The organism is Duganella sp. AC237 (assembly GCF_979254035.1).
Window position 1 is genome coordinate 4,354,155 of sequence record NZ_CEEDEW010000003.1, and the last position, 18,424, is coordinate 4,372,578.

Sequence of the window (18,424 nt, forward strand, 5' to 3'; positions counted from 1 at the left end):
CTTTCCACTTGGATACTTTTCCTCGCGGCTGAGAAACAGCGCCCCGCCAGTTGCGCTTTTATTTTGGTTGAACATTTTGGGAGGAAGAGTGAGATTTAAGATGACGAAAGCAGGTGTAGTTAATTTTATACTGATAGCTATACTTATAGCATTGCCAACAATGTTTGGTGTAATGGGTAAACCCACAGAGATGACAATCTCTACAGTTACTTGTGCTATCGCGCTGGCATTTTCCAATATAAATAAGCTCGAGAGCTTTAAAGGGGTTGGGTTTGAGGCACGGATGCGAGACGTCATAGCTGAAGCAAATGCCACATTATTGTCGTTGCAGAACCTTGCTCGGCCTCTGCTCCTAACCAATGTGGCGAATATTACTCAGTCTGGAAGATGGCACGGTATCGGCAGGGAAAAGGAGCATGAACTGATAACTAAGCTTAAAGAATTAGCTAAGTCGTTAGAATTAAGTGATGACGCCGAAATTAGTGAGATGATTGAAGACTACTACAACCACGGGCACGTGGATCATATTCGATTCATTGCATCAGTAATGGACCATTTCAAAATATCGAACAGCGACGTCAAAGGAAAACTAGACTTATTAACCCAGGGTCGTATTGGCTATGTACCACCTGAGACTGTTGTAGTTCGAAAAGCGCTGCTCGATCTGTCGGGTGACCAGCTAAACATGCTTGAACCATTCGTTCTTGATTATGACTACTACAGAAAACACAGGGCATTCCGGCGGATTGAAGCAGTCGACCATTGGCACTTGAATGACTTAGTTTCGAACTCAGCCTAAGGAAGCGCTGATCAATTAGCTTTCTGAGCCTGGTCGGCGCGCGAAATGCTCGAATGGCGAGTCGAATAAGCGCGTTTTCGGCCGATTTGGCGTGATGCTTGGCGCCTTCCGCTAATCAGGACGGACTACGGGATTCGGTGATCTTAAAGCGCCTGCCGGCCAGCACCAGATTGGCCAAGGCGAACAAGGTAAACAGTTGTGCAGTGTTCTTGGCCAAGCCGCGATAGCGCGTTTTACGATGACGGAACAGGTTCTTGACGATATGAAACGGATGCTCGACTTTTGCCCGAACGCTGGCCTTCAGATGCTACAGCTTCTCGGTCATTCGTCCCAATTTATTCTTGGGCAGCGCCTTGCGTTTGGAGCGCTTCATGGCCACGTGCCACGTCACCGATTTGCCGATGTTCTCCGGCCGCTTTTCCACACCCTGGTAGCCGGCGTCACCGAGCGCAGCGCTCTCGTCGCCGTGCAGCAGCGCGTGCGCCTGCGTCACGTCGGCGACATTTCCCGCCGTGCCGATGACCGTGTGCACCAAGCCCGAAGCAGCATCGACGCCGACGTGGGCCTTCATACCAAAGTGCCAGTCATTGCCTTTCTTAGACTGGTGCATTTCGGGATCGCGCTTGCCGTCCTTGTTTTTTGTCGACGGCGGCGCGGCGATCAGGGTGGCGTCGACGATGGTGCCTTCGCGCATCATCAGGCCCTTCTCGGCGAGGTGACTGTTGATCGTCTCGAAGATCTGGCGTGTGAGCCCTTTGGCTTCAAGCAAGTGGCGGAACTTCAGCAAGGTCGTCGCGTCCGGCGCCGACTCGCGGCCCAGATCAATGCCGACAAAAGCGCGAATGGATTGGCTGTCGTAGATCGCATCTTCAATGGCTTCGTCCGACAAACCAAAGCACTGCTGGGCCACGTACATGCGCAACATGCGAGCGAGTCCTATCGGTGGCCGACCGGCGCCTTCGACCTTCGGATAGAACGGCTCGACGGCTTGATGCAGCTTGCCCCATGGCGTCACGCTGTCGATCTCAGCAAGGAAACGGTCGCGCCGCGTCAACTTCTTCTTGGCGGCGTATTCGAGGTCGGAAAAGCTCTTTTGCATGGTCGATGGCGGACAGTGGGGATGCCGTTATTGTCTCAGGTCGCCTGCTGCACGGAACGGCGGCCGATGAATAAATCAGTGCTTCCCTAAGTTCAGAAGAAAGAATTTTCGTATCGACTCTAATAGTCTGAGTGTTGCACATCAAAACCGCTGCGATCCGAACCAATGCATGTGAGTAAACAGCTCAGCCCATCTGCAGGCGCGAACTTCCGCTTTGGGGCGGTAGCGGCCGCTCGTGGGATAGCCGCGCCAGCTCAAGTCTGAACCAACACAGCTGATCCGCCCCACGTATCTCTATACGTGGCACCAAGTTAGACTACCGGGTTATTTATTCTGGTACCCGCCGTAATACTTGACGGGACTCCACTCCGGCTGCACCTCTGGCACGGCTGGCGCTAACTGCTTGTACTCCGGGGCCGCGTACACCACCTTGCCGTTGACAATGGTCAGGCTGCTTTCCAGGTTCTTGATCTTCTCGACATCCATCGAGAAATAATCCTGCGGCAAGATCACCACGTCCGCGTACTGACCCTTGGCCAGGGTACCCTTGAGTTTCTCTTCGCCACTCATCCAGGCACTGCCCTGCGTCATCAGCTTCAGCGCTTGATAGCGGCTCAGCACATCACCCGGTTGCCACAAGCTCAGTCCGCCCGCCGTCTTGCCCGTCACCGCCCAGTAGATCGACGGCCAAGGACCGTAGCTGCTGACGCGCGTGCCGTCCGTCCCCAAGCCCACCGGAATCTTCATCTCCAGCATCTTCTTGATTGGTGGCATCTGGCGGGTTTGCGCGCCGTACTGCTTCCAATACAGCTCGCCCTGGAAGTGCATCCGGTTCTGCACGGCGATACCGCCGCCCAGCGCCTTCACGCGCGCCAGTTGCTTGTCGCTGATGGTTTCGGCATGGTCGAAGAACCAGCGCAGGCCCTTCAGCGGCGTATCCTTATTGACCTTTTCGATCACGGCCAGGTCGCGGTCGATGCTTTCGTCATAAGTCGCGTGGATGCGGAACGGCCAGCGGTTCTTGATCAGCAGGCGCAGCACCGGCTCCAGTTCGCTCTCCATCTCCGCCGGCATGTTCGGACGCGGCTCCAGGAAATTCTCGAAGTCGGCCGCGCTCCACACCAGGTTCTCGCCACCACCCTCGGTGTTGTAACCGTTGGCGTAGAACAAGTGGTCATTCTTGTCCGGCTTGGTCTGCGTCAGCCAGCGCTGGTAGTCCTCCAGCTCCTTGCCCGGCTTCTGCGCGAACAGGTAGTAGGAAGTGCGCACCGTCAACTTGCCGTTCTTGGCCAGTTCCAGGCTGACCGCGTAATCGTCCGGATAGGCCTGCCCACCGCCACCCGCGTCGATGGCGCTGGTGATGCCGAGGCGGTTCAGTTCGTTGTAGTACTGCTGCGTGGAATTGATCTGCTGCTCGCGCGGCAGCACGTTGGTCTTGGCCAAGGTGGTGTACAGGATCATCGCGTTCGGCTTGGCGATCAGCAGGCCGGTCGGCTTGCCGTCAGGGCCCAGCTCGACCACGCCGTCCTTGTACTTGGTGTCGGCGTTGTAGCCGAGGGTGGCGATGCCCTTCTGGTTGAGGAAGCCCAGGCCGTACAGGTACAGCAGGAACACAGGCTTGTCCGGGACCGCTTCATTGATCTCAGCCAAGGTCGGCAGACGCTTTTCCTCGAACTGGAATTCATTCCAGCCGCCCACGACCTTGATCCAGGCGCCGTCCGGCGTGCGCGCGGCCTGCTCCTTGAGCATTTGCAGCGCCTTCTTCAGCGACGTCACGCCGTCCCAGCGCAGCTCGGCGTTGTAGTTCAAGCCCTCGCGGATGATGTGCAGGTGGGAATCGTTAAGGCCGGGAATGACGGTCTTACCGCCGGCGTCGATCAACTGGGTGTTGGCCGATTTGAGTTTGAGGATGCTGGCATTGCTGCCGACGGCCTCGATTTTGCCGTCCTTGATGGCGAGCGCCTGGGCGAACGCGCCCTCTTTCGTCATCGTGGCGATTTTGCCGTTGGTGATGATCAGATCCGTGGCTGCCTGCGCCAAAGTGGACAGGCCGGCGGCGTGGATCAGGGTGACTGCAAAAGCGAGCTGCTTCAATTTCATCGTACTACTCCTAAAATAAAGGGCCAGCGCGGCATGTGTACCGCGCCGGCCCGCATCAAAGGCCAACGAATCGAGCGAGCCCGGTTCGCTTAGTCTTTGAGTGCTTCGACCGCGAAGGTCAGGGTTACGTCGTCGCCGACGTTCGGTGCGTATTTGCCTGCGTTAAATTCGGTACGCTTGATGGTGGCGGTGGCGTTGGCGCCGCATGCCAGTTTCTTCATCATCGGGTGATCCATGCACTTGAAGCCGGTCACGGTCAGGGTCACCGGCTTGGTGACGCCCTTGATGGTCAGGTTGCCGTCGATGGTCGACGGGGTGTCGCCCTTGAAGTTGACCTTGGTCGACTTGTAGGTGATGGTCGGGAACTTGGCGGTGTCGAGGAAATCCTCGCCCTGGATGTGCTGGTCGAACAGTTTCGAGCCGGTATCGACCGATTTGGTGTCGATGGTCGCTTCGACCGAACCGGTCTTGGCGGCGCGGTCGATCGTGATCTTGGCGCTGGTGTTGTTGAAGCGGCTCGTCTGCAGCGAGTAGCCGAAGTGGCTGTACGAGAAGCTCGAGAACGTGTGGTTGGCATCGGACGAGAACGTCTCCGGTGCGGCAAAGGCGGACATCGAGATACCAGCGGCGACCAGCAGGGCAAAGATTTTTTTCATTGTAGAACTCCAGAATGTTGACATACGGATGAGAACGCGACGGGGTTGGTTTTGCCAGCCCGCAAATGTTCTCGAGTGCGAACGATTATGCTCGCGACATCTAAAGTTGTAAAACGAAAAATTTACCGCGTTACTATCGATAAAATCGATCATAGCGGAGTTTGGCGGGGGGCGAATCCGCCAAAAGGCGGATGGGGGGACGGAACTTCAGATCAGGCTGCGACTGAATGCGCTGCCGGATGATGCAGGATACTACTTAACAGCCGCTGCTCAAGCGCTGCGAAGGCAGCGTTGCCCCGGGCCCGTGGGCGCGGCAAATCCACCTTCAGATCCAGCGTGATGCGCCCGTCCTCGATCAGCACCACGCGATCGGCCAGGGCCAGCGCCTCCTGCACATCGTGCGTGACCAGCACCGCCGTGAACCCGCGCTGCAACCATAACGCCTCGATCAACTGCTGCATCTCGATGCGCGTCAACGCGTCCAGCGCGCCAAGCGGCTCGTCGAGCAGCAGCAACTGCGGCTCGTGCACCAAAGCCCGCGCCAGCGCCACGCGCTGCCGCTGACCGCCAGACAGCTCCGCCGGCCAATCGTCGGCGCGTTCGGCCAGCCCCACCGTCGACAACGTTGCCGCCGCCGCGTTCAAGGATCGCGGCAACCCGAGCGCCACATTCTCCAGCACCGTCTTCCAGGGCAGCAGGCGCGCCTCCTGGAACATGATGCGGATGCTGGCGCCGATGGCGCCCTTGCCGATCGCTATGCTGCCCTCGTCGGCCGTTTCCAGTCCCGCGATCGCGCGCAGCAAGGTGCTTTTACCGCATCCGCTGCGGCCCACCACCGCGACAAACTCACCGGGGTGCAGCTCCAGCCGCACATCCTTCAACACTTCACGCTCACCGAAGGATTTGCTCAAGCCTTCCAGCGCCAGGGACACGCCCTGACGCTTGGCCGGCGCCGGCGACGGCGTGCTTTGCTTGCTCGCCTTGGAGAAGCGAGGGACATCGAATAACGCGGTCGAAAGGTTCATATCATGTACTCCATCAAATCAACGGTAGGCCGGATTCCAGCGTAGGAAGCGCTTTTCCAGGCCGCGCGACAGCAGGTCGGCCGCCTTGCCCAATAACGCATATAGCAGTATCCCGACCAGCACCACGTCCGTTTGCAGGAACTCGCGGGCGTTCATCGTCATGTAGCCGATGCCTGCTTGCGCCGAAATCGTCTCCGCCACAATCAACAGCACCCAGACGAGGCCCAGCGAAAAACGCACGCCCACCAGGATCGACGGCAGCGCGGCCGGCAGGATCACATCGCGGTACAGCGGCCAGCCGGACAGGCCGTAGCTGCGCGCCATCTCGATCAACCCCTGGTCGGCCGAGCGGATGCCGTGGAAGGTGTTCAGATACACCGGGAAGAACACGCCCACCGCCAGCAGGAACAGCTTGGCCGTTTCGTCAATGCCGAACCACAGGATCACCAGCGGTATCAGCGCCAGCGCGGGGATGTTGCGCACCATTTGCAGTGTGGTGTCGAGCAGCGTTTCGGCGCGGCGGAAGCTGCCCGTCAAAAGGCCAAGCGCCAGACCCAGTCCGGCGCCGATGGCGAAGCCGCTGATGGCGCGCCACAGGCTGGTGCGAAGGTGCACCCACAACTCGCCCGACACCGCCAGCGTCCAGAAAGCCTTGGCGACCGCCCACGGCTCCGGCAAAATGCGGCTCGAGAGCCAGCCCAGTTGCGACGCCGCCTGCCAGCCGGCGATCAGCAGCACCGGCAAGATCCACGGCGCGAACGCGCTGCTCTGCGTCCGGCCGCCGGCGCTGCCGCTACTTTTGCGCGCGGGCTTGCTGGTGCTCTTGACCAGGGGTTGGGGTAAGACGGCCGCCATCTCAGGCTGCCTTCTTCGGCACGATATCGCTGGCCATCACCTCGCCGAAAGGCCCGCTCAGGGACTGCTCGCCCACCGCTTTGCCTTTGCCCAGCAACGGGAACACCAGCTCGGCGAACCGGTACGACTCCTCCAGATGCGGATAGCCGGAGAAGATGAAGGTGTCGATCCCCAGGTCGGCGTATTCCTGGATGCGCGCGACCACCGTCTCCGGATCGCCGACCAGCGCGGTGCCGGCGCCGCCACGCACCAGGCCCACGCCAGCCCACAGGTTGGGCGAAACTTCGAGCTTGTCGCGGCGGCCGCCGTGCAAGGCCGCCATGCGCTGCTGTCCCACCGAATCCATTTTTCCGAAAGCAGCCTGCGCCTTGGCGATGATGTCGTCGTCCAGATGGCTGATCAATTCATCGGCGGCGCGCCATGCGGCTTCGTTGGTTTCGCGGACGATCACGTGCAGGCGGATGCCGAATTTCACAGTGCGGCCATGCTTGGCGGCGCGCGCGCGGATGTCGGCGATCTTCTCGGCGACAGCTGCCGGCGGCTCGCCCCACGTCAGGTAGACGTCCATCTGTTCGGCCGCCAGTTCATGCGCCGGCTCGGAGGAGCCGCCGAAGTACAGCGGCGGATAAGGTTTTTGCACCGCCGGGTACAGCGTCTTGGCGCCCTTGACCTTGATATGCTTGCCCTCGAAATCGTAGCCGGCGTCGCCGCCCTCGCCCGCCAGCGACGCGCGCCAGACGCGGATGAATTCATCCGAAATTTCATAGCGCTTGGCGTGGTCGGCGTACAGTCCGTCCGCCTCCAACTCACCCTGGTCGCCGCCGGTGACGACGTTGATCAACAACCGTCCGTTGGACAAGCGGTCGAAGGTGGCGGCCATGCGCACGGCCAGGCCCGGCGTGGTCAGGCCGGGGCGGATGGCGACCAGGAACTTGAGCTTTTGCGTGACGCTGATCAGCGACGAGGCGACCACCCATGCGTCCTCGCAGGAGCGGCCGGTCGGCAGCAGAACGCCGTCGTAGCCCAGCGTGTCGGCGGCGACCGCGCACTGTTTCAGATAGTCGGCATCGACCGGGCGCGCGCCCTTCGAGGTGCCAAGATAGCGGCTGTCGCCATGGGTCGGGATAAACCAAAAGATATTCAATGACATGATGCTCCTTTATTGCGCCGCCAGCTGTTTGGCCGGCAGTTGTGCGTCCTTGACCACGATCGGTTTCGGGATCAATTTAAGATTGGAGAAGGCGTCGGCCAGCTTTTGCTGCTGTTGCAGCACGTCGGCGGTGATCGGCTTGACGCCATAGGCATAGCGGGAGGCGGCCAGCGCCACCACGTCCGTATCGAGCCCGGTTTGCGCGGACAGGATGATGGCGACTTCCTTCGGATTCTTGGCGCCCCACTCGTCGACCTTGGCGATTTCCTCCAGCACGATGCGGACCACTTCCTGGTTCTTCTCCGCATACGGACGCGCGGCCAGATAGAACTGGTGGTTGGCGACCAGGCCTTTGCCATCGGCCAGCACGCGCGCGCCCAACTGCTTCTCGGCGGCGGCCAGGAACGGGTCCCAGATCGCCCAGGCATCGACACTGCCGCGCTCAAAGGCGGCGCGCGCGTCGGCCGGCGGCAGGAAGATGATATCGATTTCCTTGTAGCCGATGCCCGCCTTCTCCAGCGCCTTGACCAGCAGGTAGTGCACGTTGGAGCCCTTGTTCAGCGCGACCTTCTTGCCTTTCAACTCGGCCAGGCTGCGGATCTTCGAGTCCTTGGGCACCACGATCGCCTCGCTGGCCGGCGACGGCGGCTCGTTGCCGACATAGACCAGGTTCGCGCCCGCAGCCTGCGCGAAGATCGGTGGCGCCTCGCCGACGGTGCCGAAATCGACGCTGCCGACATTCAGGCCCTCCAGCAGCTGCGGCCCGGCCGGGAATTCGGTCCACTTGACGGTAATGTTTTTGGTCGCCAGACGCTGCTCCAGGGTGCCGCGCCCTTTCAGCAAGGTCAGGGTGCCGTATTTCTGATAGCCGATGCGGAGCGTCTGCGCCTCCGACTTGGCCTGCGCGGCGGCGATGGTGGGTGCTCCAGCAGCCAGCACGCCGGCGGCGAACAGCAGACCCAATGTGTAGCGGCGTGCTGCGCGTTTTTGTTCGATGCTCATGAATTCTTCCTTGAAGTGACTTAGCTCGCCAGGCGCACTGGTTCCGCCTGGACCACATAGCTGTCGCCGATACGGCCACTGAGGGCATTCAGGCCGGCTGCCAATGCTTCGACGCCGGCCTGCACGCGCCAGGAAATCGCCTGATCGAGCGCCAGGCCGGAGCCTTCGACCCATACCAGCTGCTGTGAGGTGGCGTAGACGCTGGTCAGCACGTGGCGCGCATCCAGCGCGTGCAGCACCGGCCGCAGCGCGTAGTCCAGCGCCAGCATGTGCGACTGGCTGCCGCCCGTGGCCAGCGGCAGCACCAGTTTGCCGGCCAGGCCGTCCTGCGGCAGCAAATCGAGGAAGGCTTTCAGAATGCCGGTGAATGACGCTTTATAGACCGGCGTGGCGATGACCACGGCGTCGGCGGCGGCCACCGCAGCCAGCGCGCGCTTGATCGCCAGGTCCGACGTATCGGCATGCAGCAGCGCCTGCGGCGGCAGATCGCGTACCTGCAGCTTGCTGTGGCGATGGCCGTGCAAGGCCAGCTGTTCGCCGACATGATCCAGCAAACGGCCGGTGCTCGATGTCGCCGCAGGACTGCCGCCTAGAAGAAGAATGCTCATGCTCTGGTCCCCATTGATGTTGTGGCGACCAGAATAAATCCGCACCTTTGAAATCAAAACGAATAGTTTTACGCTTTGATATTCGGATTACGTTCCATGATTTTTCCAACTAAGGTAAATTGAATTTCTTCTACCTCGCCAGGACCTCGCTGGACGCGACGCGTCGACAATTTTCCGCATAAGGAAAGCCGGATTTCTTCGTGTACGGCTTAAGGGCTCGGGTGCAATACTGACGGCACCGATACCTTTAAACGGACATACCATGTCTAAAGCTTTACTCAAACCGGCGGCGCATCCGGCACAGGACGCGGCACCGGACCCGCTGGACGTCGCCACCGATCTGGCCAAACGCCTGGCGGAAACAGCCAACGCCCGCGACCAGGCCGGCGGCCATGCGGCGCAGGAGCGCGAATGGATACGCGAATCCGGCCTGCTCACGCTGTCGATCCCCACCGCTTTCGGCGGCCAGGGCGCGGCCTGGCCGACGGTCTACCAGGTGATACGCATCGTGGCCCGTGCCGATAGCGCGCTGGCGCACGTCCTCGGCTTCCACTATCTACAACTGGCGGGCGTCGATCTATACGGCACGCCCCAGCAGCAGCGCCGCTTCCTCACCCAAACCGTGGAGCAGAATCTGTTCTGGGGTAACGCACTCAATCCGCTGGACCGCCGCACCACGGCCGTGGAAGCCGACTATGGCTTCGTGCTCGATGGCGTGAAGAGCTTTTCGTCCGGCTCCGTGGGCTCCGACTGGCTCACCATCTCGGCCTGGCACGCGGAAACGGAAACCGCCTTGATCGGCGTGCTGCCGACGCGCCAGGAAGGCGTATCCGTTCAAGCCGACTGGGACGCCTTCGGCCAGCGCCAGACCGACAGCGGCAACGTCCACTTCAACCAGGTCGCGCTGCCATCGACGCAAGTCCTCCAGGCGCCGGGCCATACGCCGACGGCGCGGGCGACGTTGCGTTCGCAGATCGCGCAGCTGATCATGGCCAATCTCTATCTGGGCATCGGCGAAGGCGCCTTCGAGGCGGCACGGGCCTACACCTTGAGCGAGGCGCGGCCATGGTTCGCCTCCGGTGCGGCATCGGCCGCCGCCGATCCGCTGATACAACACCGTTTCGGCCAGTTGTGGCTCAAGCTACGGCCCGCCGCAGTGCTGGCCGACCATGCGGCGCAAGAGCTGGACCGGTTGTTCCGGCTCGGGAGCGCGGTCACCGCCCGCCAACGCGGCGAACTGGCCGTCGCAGTGGCCGAGGCCAAGGTGCTGGCCCACACCGCCGGCATCGATGTCAGCAACCAGATGTTCGAATTGACAGGCGCGCGCTCGACCTCGGCCCGCTACGGTTACGACAGGTTCTGGCGCAACGTGCGTGTACACACCTTGCACGACCCGGTCGACTACAAGATCCGCGATCTCGGACGCTACGCGCTCGATGGTACCGTGCCCGAACCTACGGCTTATTCCTGATGACGACTCCCTTGATTAATATTACCCACGCGGACAAAACCTTTGCGCTGCCCGGCGGCGGCGCGTTCCACGCTGTGCGCGACGTCTCGCTATCGATAGCCCAAGGCGATATTTTTGGCTTGATCGGCAAGAGCGGCGCCGGTAAATCCACGCTGCTACGCCTTATCAACCTGCTCGAACGCCCGGACCAAGGCCTGATCCAGGTCGATGGCCGCGAGCTGACGTCGCTGAACAAGCGCGATCTGCGCGACGCCCGCCGCAACATCGGCATGATCTTCCAGCAGTTTAATCTGCTCCAAAACGCCAGCGTGTTCGATAACGTCGCCTTCCCCTTGCGCATCCACGGCGGGCTGACGGCCGAACGCATTACGGAACGCGTCAACCAATGCCTTGAACTGGTCGAATTGGGCGGCAAGTCGGCCAGCTATCCGGCGCAGCTTTCCGGCGGCCAGAAACAGCGCGTCGCCATCGCCCGCGCGCTGGCCAGCGGACCGGCAGTGCTGCTGTGCGACGAGCCGACTTCCGCACTGGACGCCGAAACCACGCGCGCCCTGCTCGCCACGCTGCGCGACATCAACCGGCGGCTTGGCGTCACCATCGTGATCGTCAGCCACGAGCTGTCTGTGATCGGTGAGATCTGCAACCGCGTTGCCGTCATCGAGGACGGCGCCATCGCAGAACAATTCGCGCTGGACGACGCGGCCAGCCTGACGGTCCCGCGCAAAACGGCGCTGGGCCGGGAGCTGGCGCAGCATGGCGCGGCCATCCTGGGCATCGCCGACGCGGCGTCGCGCTCCACCGCAGCCAGCCGGGAGAGCGCCCATGTTTGAGTCGATCAGTTCCCTGAGCGTCTCGGCGGTCAACATCATCGCCATGCTGCCAGAAATGTGGACCGCCCTGGGCCAGACCCTGACGATGCTGGGCATTGGCCTGACGGCGGCGGTGCTGATCGGCGGCCCGCTCGGCATCCTGCTGTTCCTGGTCGCCGACGGCCAATCGCTGCAAAACCGTCCGGCCGCGCTGGTGCTGGGTTGGTTCGTCAATACGGTGCGTTCCTTCCCGTTCATCATCCTGCTGGTGGCGCTGGTGCCGTTCACCCGCATCATCGCGAGCACCTCGATCGGACCGCTGGCGGCGGCCGTGCCGCTGTCGTTCGCCGCGATCCCCTACTTCGCCCGCATGGTGGAGCAAAACCTGCGCGAGGTGCCGCGCGGCGTCGTCGAGGCGGCGCACGCGATGGGCGCGTCGGAACTGCAAATCGTGCTGCGGGTGCTGCTGGTCGAAGCGCGCTCCGGACTCGTTCTGGCATTGACCGTACTGTCGATCAGCTTCCTGTCCTATTCCGCCGTGGCCGGCGTGGTGGGCGGCGGCGGCATCGGCGACCTGGCGATCCGCTACGGCTACTACCGCTTCGAGACCGACATCATGGTCGCCACCGTCGCCATCCTGATCGTCATGGTGCAACTGATCCAGTTCACCGGCAACCGCATCGCCAAACGTATCGATAAACGCTAGAGGAAAACAATATGAAAACCCCGAATCGCCGCCGACTGCTGCTGGCAGCCCTGCTCATCGCCGCCGGCGCCAATACCATCGCCAACGCCAAGGACCCGAGGGAACTGGTCATCGGCACCAGCGCCGGCCCGTACGCGGATCAGGTCAAGCTGGGCATCAAGCCTATCCTGGAAAAACAGGGCTACAAGGTCAAGCTGGTGGAGTTCAACGACTACATCCAGCCCAACTTCGCGCTGGCGGAGGGTTCGCTGGACGCCAACATCTTCCAGCATATTATCTACCTGACCAAGTTCTCGACGGAGCACAAGCTGCAACTGAGCGAATTGGTGAAAGTGCCCACCGCCCCTATCGCCATCTACAGCAAAAAGCACAAGACGCTCAACGATGTGAAGGAAGGCACCACCGTGGCGCTGCCCAACGACCCGACCAACCAGGCGCGCGCGCTGGTGCTGCTCGATCAACTGGGCTGGATCAAGCTGCGCGACAAATACGATCCGGTGCGGGCCTCGGAAAAGGATATCGCCGCCAACATCAAGAAAATCAAGCTGATACCGCTGGAAGCGGCGCAGTTGCCACGCTCGCTGCAGGACACGGACTACTCTTTCGTCAACGGCAATTACGCGCTGGCGTCGGGCCTGAAACTGAAGGATGCGCTGACGACCGAGAAGATCTCGCCCAACTACGCCAATCTGGTGGCGGTGCGCACGGCCGACAAGGACAAGCAGTTCGCCAAGGACATCGCGGCCGCCTACCGCTCGCGCGAGTTCCTGGAGGTGACCAAGAAGCACTTCGCCGATTACGCCAAGACCGACTATCAACTGGCATTGGAAGCCGGCGGCAAGCCCACCGCTGGAAAATAATGGGCAAGCAAATACGCTTTAACGCCTTCCAGATGCATACGGTGAGCCACCAGTCGCCCGGGCTGTGGACGCACCCGCGCGACAACGGCCACCGCTACACCGATCCTGACCACTGGACCGAGCTGGCGCGGTTGCTGGAGGCGGGCCGCTTCGATGCAGTCTTCCTGGCAGATGTACTGGGCGCCTACGATGTGTATCAAGGCAGCGCCGACGCGGCGCTGCGCCACGGCGTGCAAGCACCGCTGAACGACCCGCTGGCGCTGGTGCCGCTGATGGCGCAGGCGACCACGCACCTGGGCTTCGGTGTGACGTGCGCGCTGACGTATGAGCATCCCTACACCTTCGCGCGCCGCATCTCCACGCTCGATCACCTGACGCGCGGCCGTATCGGCTGGAATATCGTGACCGGCTACCTGGATAGCGCGGCGCGCAACCTGGGACTGAACCAGCAACTGGGCCACGACGAGCGCTACGACCTGGCGGACGAGTATATGGATGTCGTCTACAAATTGTGGGAAAAGAGCTGGGAAGACGACGCCGTCGTCAACGACAAGCAGCGCGGCGTGTACGCGGAGCCGTCGCGTGTGCACCCGATCAATCACGTTGGGCGACACTACAAGGTGCCCGGATTCCATCTGTGCGAGCCTTCGCCGCAGCGCACGCCGTTGCTGTACCAGGCCGGCACCTCGCCGCGCGGCACGGCGTTCGCGGCAAAGCACGCGGAGTGCACCTTCGTCAGTGGTCCCAGCAAGCAGGTGGTGAAAAAGTATGCCGACGATCTGCGGGCAGCCGTGCGGGCGATGGGACGCGATGGCGATGAACTGAAGATCTACGCGCAGGCGTTGATCGTCACGGCGCCGACCGAAGCGCAGGCGCGGGCCAGGCACGAGGAGTATCGCCGGCACATCGATATCGAGGCGGCTCTGGCGCTGCTGTCCGGCTGGACCGGCGTGGACTTCGGCCGTTTTGCACTGGACGCGACGATCGAATATATCGACTCGGATGCAGGACGTTCGGCGCTGGCGTCATTCAGCCAGGCCGACCCGGACCGCAAGTGGACGGTGCGCGAAGCGGCGGAGTTCATCGGCCTTGGCGGACGCGGACCGGTGCTGGTTGGCGATCCGGCGCAGGTGGCCGATCAACTGGAGGCATGGCAGGACGAAACGGGAATCGATGGCTTCAATCTGGCGTTCGCGGTGGCCCATGAAAGCATGCGCGACGTGGTGGAGCTGATTGTGCCTGAATTGCAGCGGCGCGGGCGCTACCGCAAGGAATACACGCCCGGTACTCTGCGCGAACAAGTGTTCGGAAAGGGGCCGCGGCTGCCGCAGGAACACGCCGGCCGCCAAGTGCGCATCGATACGGCGCCGCTGAAATCCGCCGCCTAATCGTTGCGCATCTGCGCCTGCGAGACATTGCTGCCCGCCGGGACGCTCTGCGTGAGCCACACATTGCCGCCGATGGTGGAACCGGCGCCGATGGTGATACGGCCCAGAATCGTCGCGCCGGCGTAGATGACGACATCGTCCTCCACCACCGGATGGCGCGGCACGCCTTTGATCAGCATGCCCTTGTCGTCGGCCGGGAAGCGCTTCGCGCCCAAGGTCACGTGCTGGTACAGCCGCACGCGCTGGCCGATGATGGCCGTCTCGCCGATCACCACGCCGGTGCCATGGTCGATGAAGAAGCTGCCGCCAATCTGCGCGCCGGGGTGGATGTCGATCCCGGTCAGCGAATGGCCGATGTCGGAGATCAAACGCGCCAGGAACGGCGAACCGAGACGATGCAGGCTATGCGCCAGACGGTAATACAGGATCGCGATCGTGCCCGGATAGCACAGCATGATCTCCGCCACCGATGTCGCCGCCGGATCGCCGGAAAATGCCGCCTGCACGTCGGAGACCACCAGCGCGCGGATGGCCGGCAGGCCGGCCGCGAACTCGCGCGTGATGGCGTGCGCGCAGCGGGTCAGCTTTTCCTCGTCGACCACCGCCTCCTCGCACGAAAACTGCAAGCCGCGCCGAACCTGCTCGGTGAGGCGGTTCAACGTGGTGTTGAGGGTATCGCCGACAAAATAGTCGATGCTTTCGTCGGTCAGGTTGGGCCGGCCGTAATGGGTGGGGAACAAAACCGCCGACAGGCCGTTGACGATGATCGTCAATGCCTCCCGGGACGGCAGCTCCCTGACCTTGCCGTGATGGCGGATGTTGTGCGTCGCCTCGCGCGAGACGCGCAGCTGCTCGACGACGCTGTCCAAATTCCAGTGCGACGGCTTCACGCCGGTTCCGTCAAAAGTATCGATGGTCATGATGTCTCAAATATAGAAATAAAAACGCGGGCGCAAAACGCGGGCGAAATCACCCACCGTGCAGCTTAGCCGCCGCGCCTTTAAATAAGAACGAAGCTTTTTATCCTTCCATATGCGGTAATCGCATATCGCGTAAAATGCCGGGTCTAACGAACAATACGCCTTTCATGAATATTTTGCTGACATTGCTGCTGGCGGGGCTGACCATGGTCGGACCGCTCGCCATCGACACCTATCTGCCCTCGTTCCCGGCCATCGCCCAGACCTTCGATGCCAGTCCTCTGATCATCCAGCAGACCTTGAGCATGTTCCTGTTCTGCTTCGCCTTCATGATGCTGTTTTACGGGACCCTGTCGGACTCCTTCGGCCGCCGTCCGGTGATCCTGGTTTCGCTGGTGCTGTATATCGCAGCATCGATCGGCGCGGCGATGGCGCCGTCGATCGGCGTCCTGCTGGCCTGCCGCGTGGTGCAGGGCCTGGCCGCAGGCGCCGGCTCGGTGGTGGGCCGCGCCATCGTCATGGATCGGTTCTCCGGCGCCGAGGCGCAGAAGATCCTGGCCCATATCATGATGGTGTTCGGTCTGGCGCCGGCCATCGCGCCGGTGCTCGGCGGATGGTTGCAGGTCGGTTTCGGCTGGCGCTCGGTGTTCTGGTTCCTGGCCGCCTTCGGCCTTCTGATGTTCATCTCCGTGCAGCGCGCGCTGCCGGAAAGCCTGGCCGTCAAGGACCGCCATCCCTTCCACCTCGGACCGATCGCCAAAAACTACTGGAAGGTGCTGTGCCACCATCACTTCCTGTTGCTGTCGATCGCGGTCGGCATGTGCTTCGCCGGCGTGGCGCTGTATATCGGCTCGGCCGCCTACTTTGTCATGAACATTCTGCATCTGCCGGAGACGGCGTTCGCGTGGATGTTCGTGCCGCTGATCGGCGGCATGGTGGTGGGCTCGGCGCTGTCGGGCAAATTCGCGCATAAATTCGCGCGCAAGACGCAGGCGTGGATGGGCTTTGCCGTCATGATCGCGGCGGGCGTGATCAACGTCGCCTACAACTACAATTATGTGGCGGCGGTGCCCTGGGCTGTGATGCCGCTGTTTATCTACTCGTTCGGACTGGCGCTGGCCATGACGCCGTTGTCGATGATCGCGCTGGACTACTTCCCGAACAACAGCGGGCTGGCCTCGTCGATGCAGTCGTTCATCCAGATGCTGCTGTTCGCGCTGGTGTCCGGGTTGGTCGCGCCGCTGCTGTTCGACAGCGCGTTGAAGCTGGCGTGGGGCGTGCTTGCCAGCCTTGTCTTGAGCGTGATCGCATGGATTTTGGCCCAGACCGGCAAGCCGGTGACGCATTAGAACCGCATTAAAACCGCATTAGAACCGCATTAAAACCCGATCAGGGCCATGGCGCGGGATTCAAATTTTCGTACTGGGCGCCGCCCTGTTCCGGTTCGCGGTCCGCCGGCAAGCCAGCCGGCGCCTGGGCCGGATTGCGCAAGCCCAGTATCTCCTTGCGCGACTCCACAAAATCGGCGCTGGACAGCGGATTGTCCTTGTCCGGCCAGTTCTCTTCCGCCCACTTCTGTAATTCTTCAAACCGCTGCCAAAGCTCGTTGACGAACTGGCGTCGCGTGTCTTCGTTAACCATGATTTCTCCTTGATTTTAACTAAGTGTAAGTTCCCTGCAAGCTAGCGTCAGTACGCCCACGCACGAATATACATCCGCGGTTAGAATAGCGCCTTAAACTGTCTTAAGTACTCATCAATGCGACTGACCTCTTTTACCGACTATTCGCTGCGAACGCTGCTCTTCCTCAGCGCGAACCGGGATCGCCTGGTCACCATCCAGGATATCGCCGACCTGCACGTGATCTCGAAAAACCACTTGATGAAAGTGGTCTACCAGCTGGGCCAATCGGGGCTGGTGGAGACGGTGCGGGGCCGCAATGGGGGCCTGCGGCTTGGCAAGGAGCCGAAGGACATCAACATCGGCGCGCTGGTGCGGGCCACGGAGACGGATTTTTTCATGGCCGAGTGCTTCGATCGCGCCAACGATACCTGCCCGCTGACGCCGGACTGCCGCCTCAAACACACGCTCAACGACGCCACCAAGGCCTTCCTCGACGTGTTGGACCGACAGACCCTCGCCGACATGCTGCCGGCCGATCCGGCCAGCTCCAACATCAAACCGGTGCGCATCATGCGCGGCGCCGCCGACCAGGATTAACGCCGGCGCGGCGCAATCAGGCCGCGTACTGCGTCAACTGCGGCAGGGACGCCATCAGGTCGGAAAACCGCTGCCCCTGTATCATCACGTGATCGCGCAGCAGCCGCGCCGCCAAGTCGCCGTCGCCCGATACGATCGCCTGCACCACCCCGTCATGCTCGCGGTAGGAATTCGACAGCCGGTCGCGCACGCGCAGCTGCAGGCGGCGATACGGCCGCAGGCGCCGATAGAGATTGCGCGTCTGCTCGATCAAAAACTGGTTATGGCTGCCGGCGTAGATCGCCTCGTGGAACACTTCGTTCTTGTAGTAGTAATCGTCTGGCTCGTGCGCCTGCATGGCCGCATGACAGGCCTCGTGCGCCGCCAGCAAAGCCTTCTGCTCCTCCGCCGTCATGCGCCGCGCCGCCAGCCGTCCGCAGGTCGCCTCCAGTTCCGACATCACCTCGAACATCTCCACCAGCTGCTGCGGCCCCAATTCGGCCACGATGGCGCCGCGCCGTGGGCGGATCACCACCAGTCCCATTGAAGACAGCTGTATCAGCGTTTCGCGGATCGGCGTGCGCGAGACGCCGAAGCGCGTCGCCAGTTCCGTTTCGTCCAGATGCTGGCCGGGCTTGAACACCCCGACCGCGATCATTTCTTCTATTTGTTCGCGCAGGGTTGCGGAGTGGGTAGTCATGGTTTGCGATGCCTTCCGTAATACAGGCTTCATTATAAGTGCCAAATTGACCTTGACAATGTATCCAAGGTGGACGA

Annotated in this window: 18 protein-coding genes and 1 pseudogene; 8 read left to right on the plus strand and 11 right to left on the minus strand. The window is 61.7% G+C overall.

Annotation, left to right across the window (positions count from 1 at the left end; translation table 11 throughout):
* Positions 1–100 precede the first annotated feature (100 nt).
* On the plus strand, positions 101–799 hold the full coding sequence (locus AC0IYS_RS19295; RefSeq protein ID WP_471706693.1) for a hypothetical protein: 699 nt from the start codon (positions 101–103) through the stop codon (positions 797–799).
* A gap of 115 nt (positions 800–914) precedes the next feature.
* Here AC0IYS_RS19295 and AC0IYS_RS19300 read toward each other — a convergent pair.
* The 8 genes and pseudogenes from AC0IYS_RS19300 to ssuE all read right to left on the minus strand — a co-directional run bounded on the left by AC0IYS_RS19300 (position 915) and on the right by ssuE (position 9,294).
* Positions 915–1,898: pseudogene (locus tag AC0IYS_RS19300) on the minus strand (IS5 family transposase).
* A 324-nt stretch (positions 1,899–2,222) separates the two neighbouring features.
* Entirely contained in the window at positions 2,223–3,998 is a 1,776-nt protein-coding gene (locus AC0IYS_RS19305) for an amidohydrolase (protein ID WP_471706694.1), read from the minus strand.
* An 89-nt stretch (positions 3,999–4,087) separates the two neighbouring features.
* A complete protein-coding gene (locus AC0IYS_RS19310) occupies positions 4,088–4,654 on the minus strand; it encodes a YceI family protein (protein ID WP_471706695.1) in 567 nt (188 codons plus the stop codon).
* 212 nt (positions 4,655–4,866) lie between these two features.
* Positions 4,867–5,679, minus strand: coding sequence for an ATP-binding cassette domain-containing protein (locus tag AC0IYS_RS19315; RefSeq protein WP_471706696.1), 813 nt, complete (start codon positions 5,677–5,679; stop codon positions 4,867–4,869).
* Positions 5,680–5,697: 18 nt separating this feature from the next.
* Positions 5,698–6,534 carry an aliphatic sulfonate ABC transporter permease SsuC gene (ssuC, locus tag AC0IYS_RS19320; RefSeq protein ID WP_471706697.1) on the minus strand — a complete coding sequence of 279 codons (837 nt, stop codon included), beginning with the start codon at positions 6,532–6,534 and terminating at the stop codon, positions 5,698–5,700.
* A gap of 1 nt (position 6,535) precedes the next feature.
* Complete coding sequence (ssuD, locus tag AC0IYS_RS19325) at positions 6,536–7,678, minus strand: FMNH2-dependent alkanesulfonate monooxygenase (RefSeq protein WP_471708907.1); 1,143 nt, start codon at positions 7,676–7,678, stop codon at positions 6,536–6,538.
* Positions 7,679–7,693: 15 nt separating this feature from the next.
* Positions 7,694–8,686, minus strand: a complete 993-nt coding sequence (locus AC0IYS_RS19330; RefSeq protein WP_471706698.1) for a sulfonate ABC transporter substrate-binding protein — start codon at positions 8,684–8,686, stop codon at positions 7,694–7,696.
* 20 nt (positions 8,687–8,706) lie between these two features.
* Positions 8,707–9,294 carry an NADPH-dependent FMN reductase gene (ssuE, locus tag AC0IYS_RS19335; RefSeq protein ID WP_471706699.1) on the minus strand — a complete coding sequence of 196 codons (588 nt, stop codon included), beginning with the start codon at positions 9,292–9,294 and terminating at the stop codon, positions 8,707–8,709.
* Between the two features lie 262 nt (positions 9,295–9,556).
* Here ssuE and AC0IYS_RS19340 point away from each other — a divergent pair, with 262 nt between their 5' ends.
* The 5 genes from AC0IYS_RS19340 to AC0IYS_RS19360 are packed head-to-tail and all read left to right on the plus strand — an operon-like array spanning position 9,557 to position 14,528.
* On the plus strand, positions 9,557–10,765 hold the full coding sequence (locus AC0IYS_RS19340) for an acyl-CoA dehydrogenase family protein (protein WP_471706700.1): 1,209 nt from the start codon (positions 9,557–9,559) through the stop codon (positions 10,763–10,765).
* Positions 10,765–11,595 carry a methionine ABC transporter ATP-binding protein gene (locus AC0IYS_RS19345; RefSeq protein WP_471706701.1) on the plus strand — a complete coding sequence of 277 codons (831 nt, stop codon included), beginning with the start codon at positions 10,765–10,767 and terminating at the stop codon, positions 11,593–11,595. The genes AC0IYS_RS19340 and AC0IYS_RS19345 overlap by 1 nt, the downstream gene beginning before the upstream one ends.
* Positions 11,588–12,280, plus strand: a complete 693-nt coding sequence (locus AC0IYS_RS19350) for a methionine ABC transporter permease (RefSeq protein ID WP_471706702.1) — start codon at positions 11,588–11,590, stop codon at positions 12,278–12,280. Before AC0IYS_RS19345 ends, AC0IYS_RS19350 begins: the two co-directional genes overlap by 8 nt.
* Before the next feature lie 11 nt (positions 12,281–12,291).
* Positions 12,292–13,140 (plus strand): MetQ/NlpA family ABC transporter substrate-binding protein, encoded by an 849-nt coding sequence (locus tag AC0IYS_RS19355; protein WP_471706703.1) that lies wholly within the window; start codon positions 12,292–12,294, stop codon positions 13,138–13,140.
* Positions 13,140–14,528, plus strand: coding sequence for an LLM class flavin-dependent oxidoreductase (locus tag AC0IYS_RS19360; RefSeq protein WP_471706704.1), 1,389 nt, complete (start codon positions 13,140–13,142; stop codon positions 14,526–14,528). Before AC0IYS_RS19355 ends, AC0IYS_RS19360 begins: the two co-directional genes overlap by 1 nt.
* Here the strand turns inward: AC0IYS_RS19360 and epsC are convergent.
* Entirely contained in the window at positions 14,525–15,448 is a 924-nt protein-coding gene (gene epsC, locus AC0IYS_RS19365; RefSeq protein ID WP_315217428.1) for a serine O-acetyltransferase EpsC, read from the minus strand. The genes AC0IYS_RS19360 and epsC overlap by 4 nt on opposite strands.
* A 167-nt stretch (positions 15,449–15,615) precedes the next feature.
* Between epsC and AC0IYS_RS19370 the strand changes: the two genes are divergently transcribed.
* The gene (locus AC0IYS_RS19370) at positions 15,616–16,797 is read left to right on the plus strand and encodes a multidrug effflux MFS transporter (RefSeq protein ID WP_471706705.1); all 1,182 of its coding nucleotides are present in this window, start codon (positions 15,616–15,618) and stop codon (positions 16,795–16,797) included.
* Between the two features lie 40 nt (positions 16,798–16,837).
* Here the strand turns inward: AC0IYS_RS19370 and AC0IYS_RS19375 are convergent, their stop codons facing one another.
* Entirely contained in the window at positions 16,838–17,089 is a 252-nt protein-coding gene (locus tag AC0IYS_RS19375; RefSeq protein WP_471706707.1) for a hypothetical protein, read from the minus strand.
* Positions 17,090–17,206: 117 nt separating this feature from the next.
* On the opposite strand from AC0IYS_RS19375, the gene AC0IYS_RS19380 reads away from it, so the two are divergent.
* Positions 17,207–17,668, plus strand: coding sequence for an RrF2 family transcriptional regulator (locus AC0IYS_RS19380; protein ID WP_471706708.1), 462 nt, complete (start codon positions 17,207–17,209; stop codon positions 17,666–17,668).
* Between the two features lie 16 nt (positions 17,669–17,684).
* Here AC0IYS_RS19380 and AC0IYS_RS19385 read toward each other — a convergent pair whose 3' ends face one another.
* Entirely contained in the window at positions 17,685–18,347 is a 663-nt protein-coding gene (locus AC0IYS_RS19385) for a GntR family transcriptional regulator (RefSeq protein WP_471706709.1), read from the minus strand.
* Between the last annotated feature and the right edge of the window lie 77 nt (positions 18,348–18,424).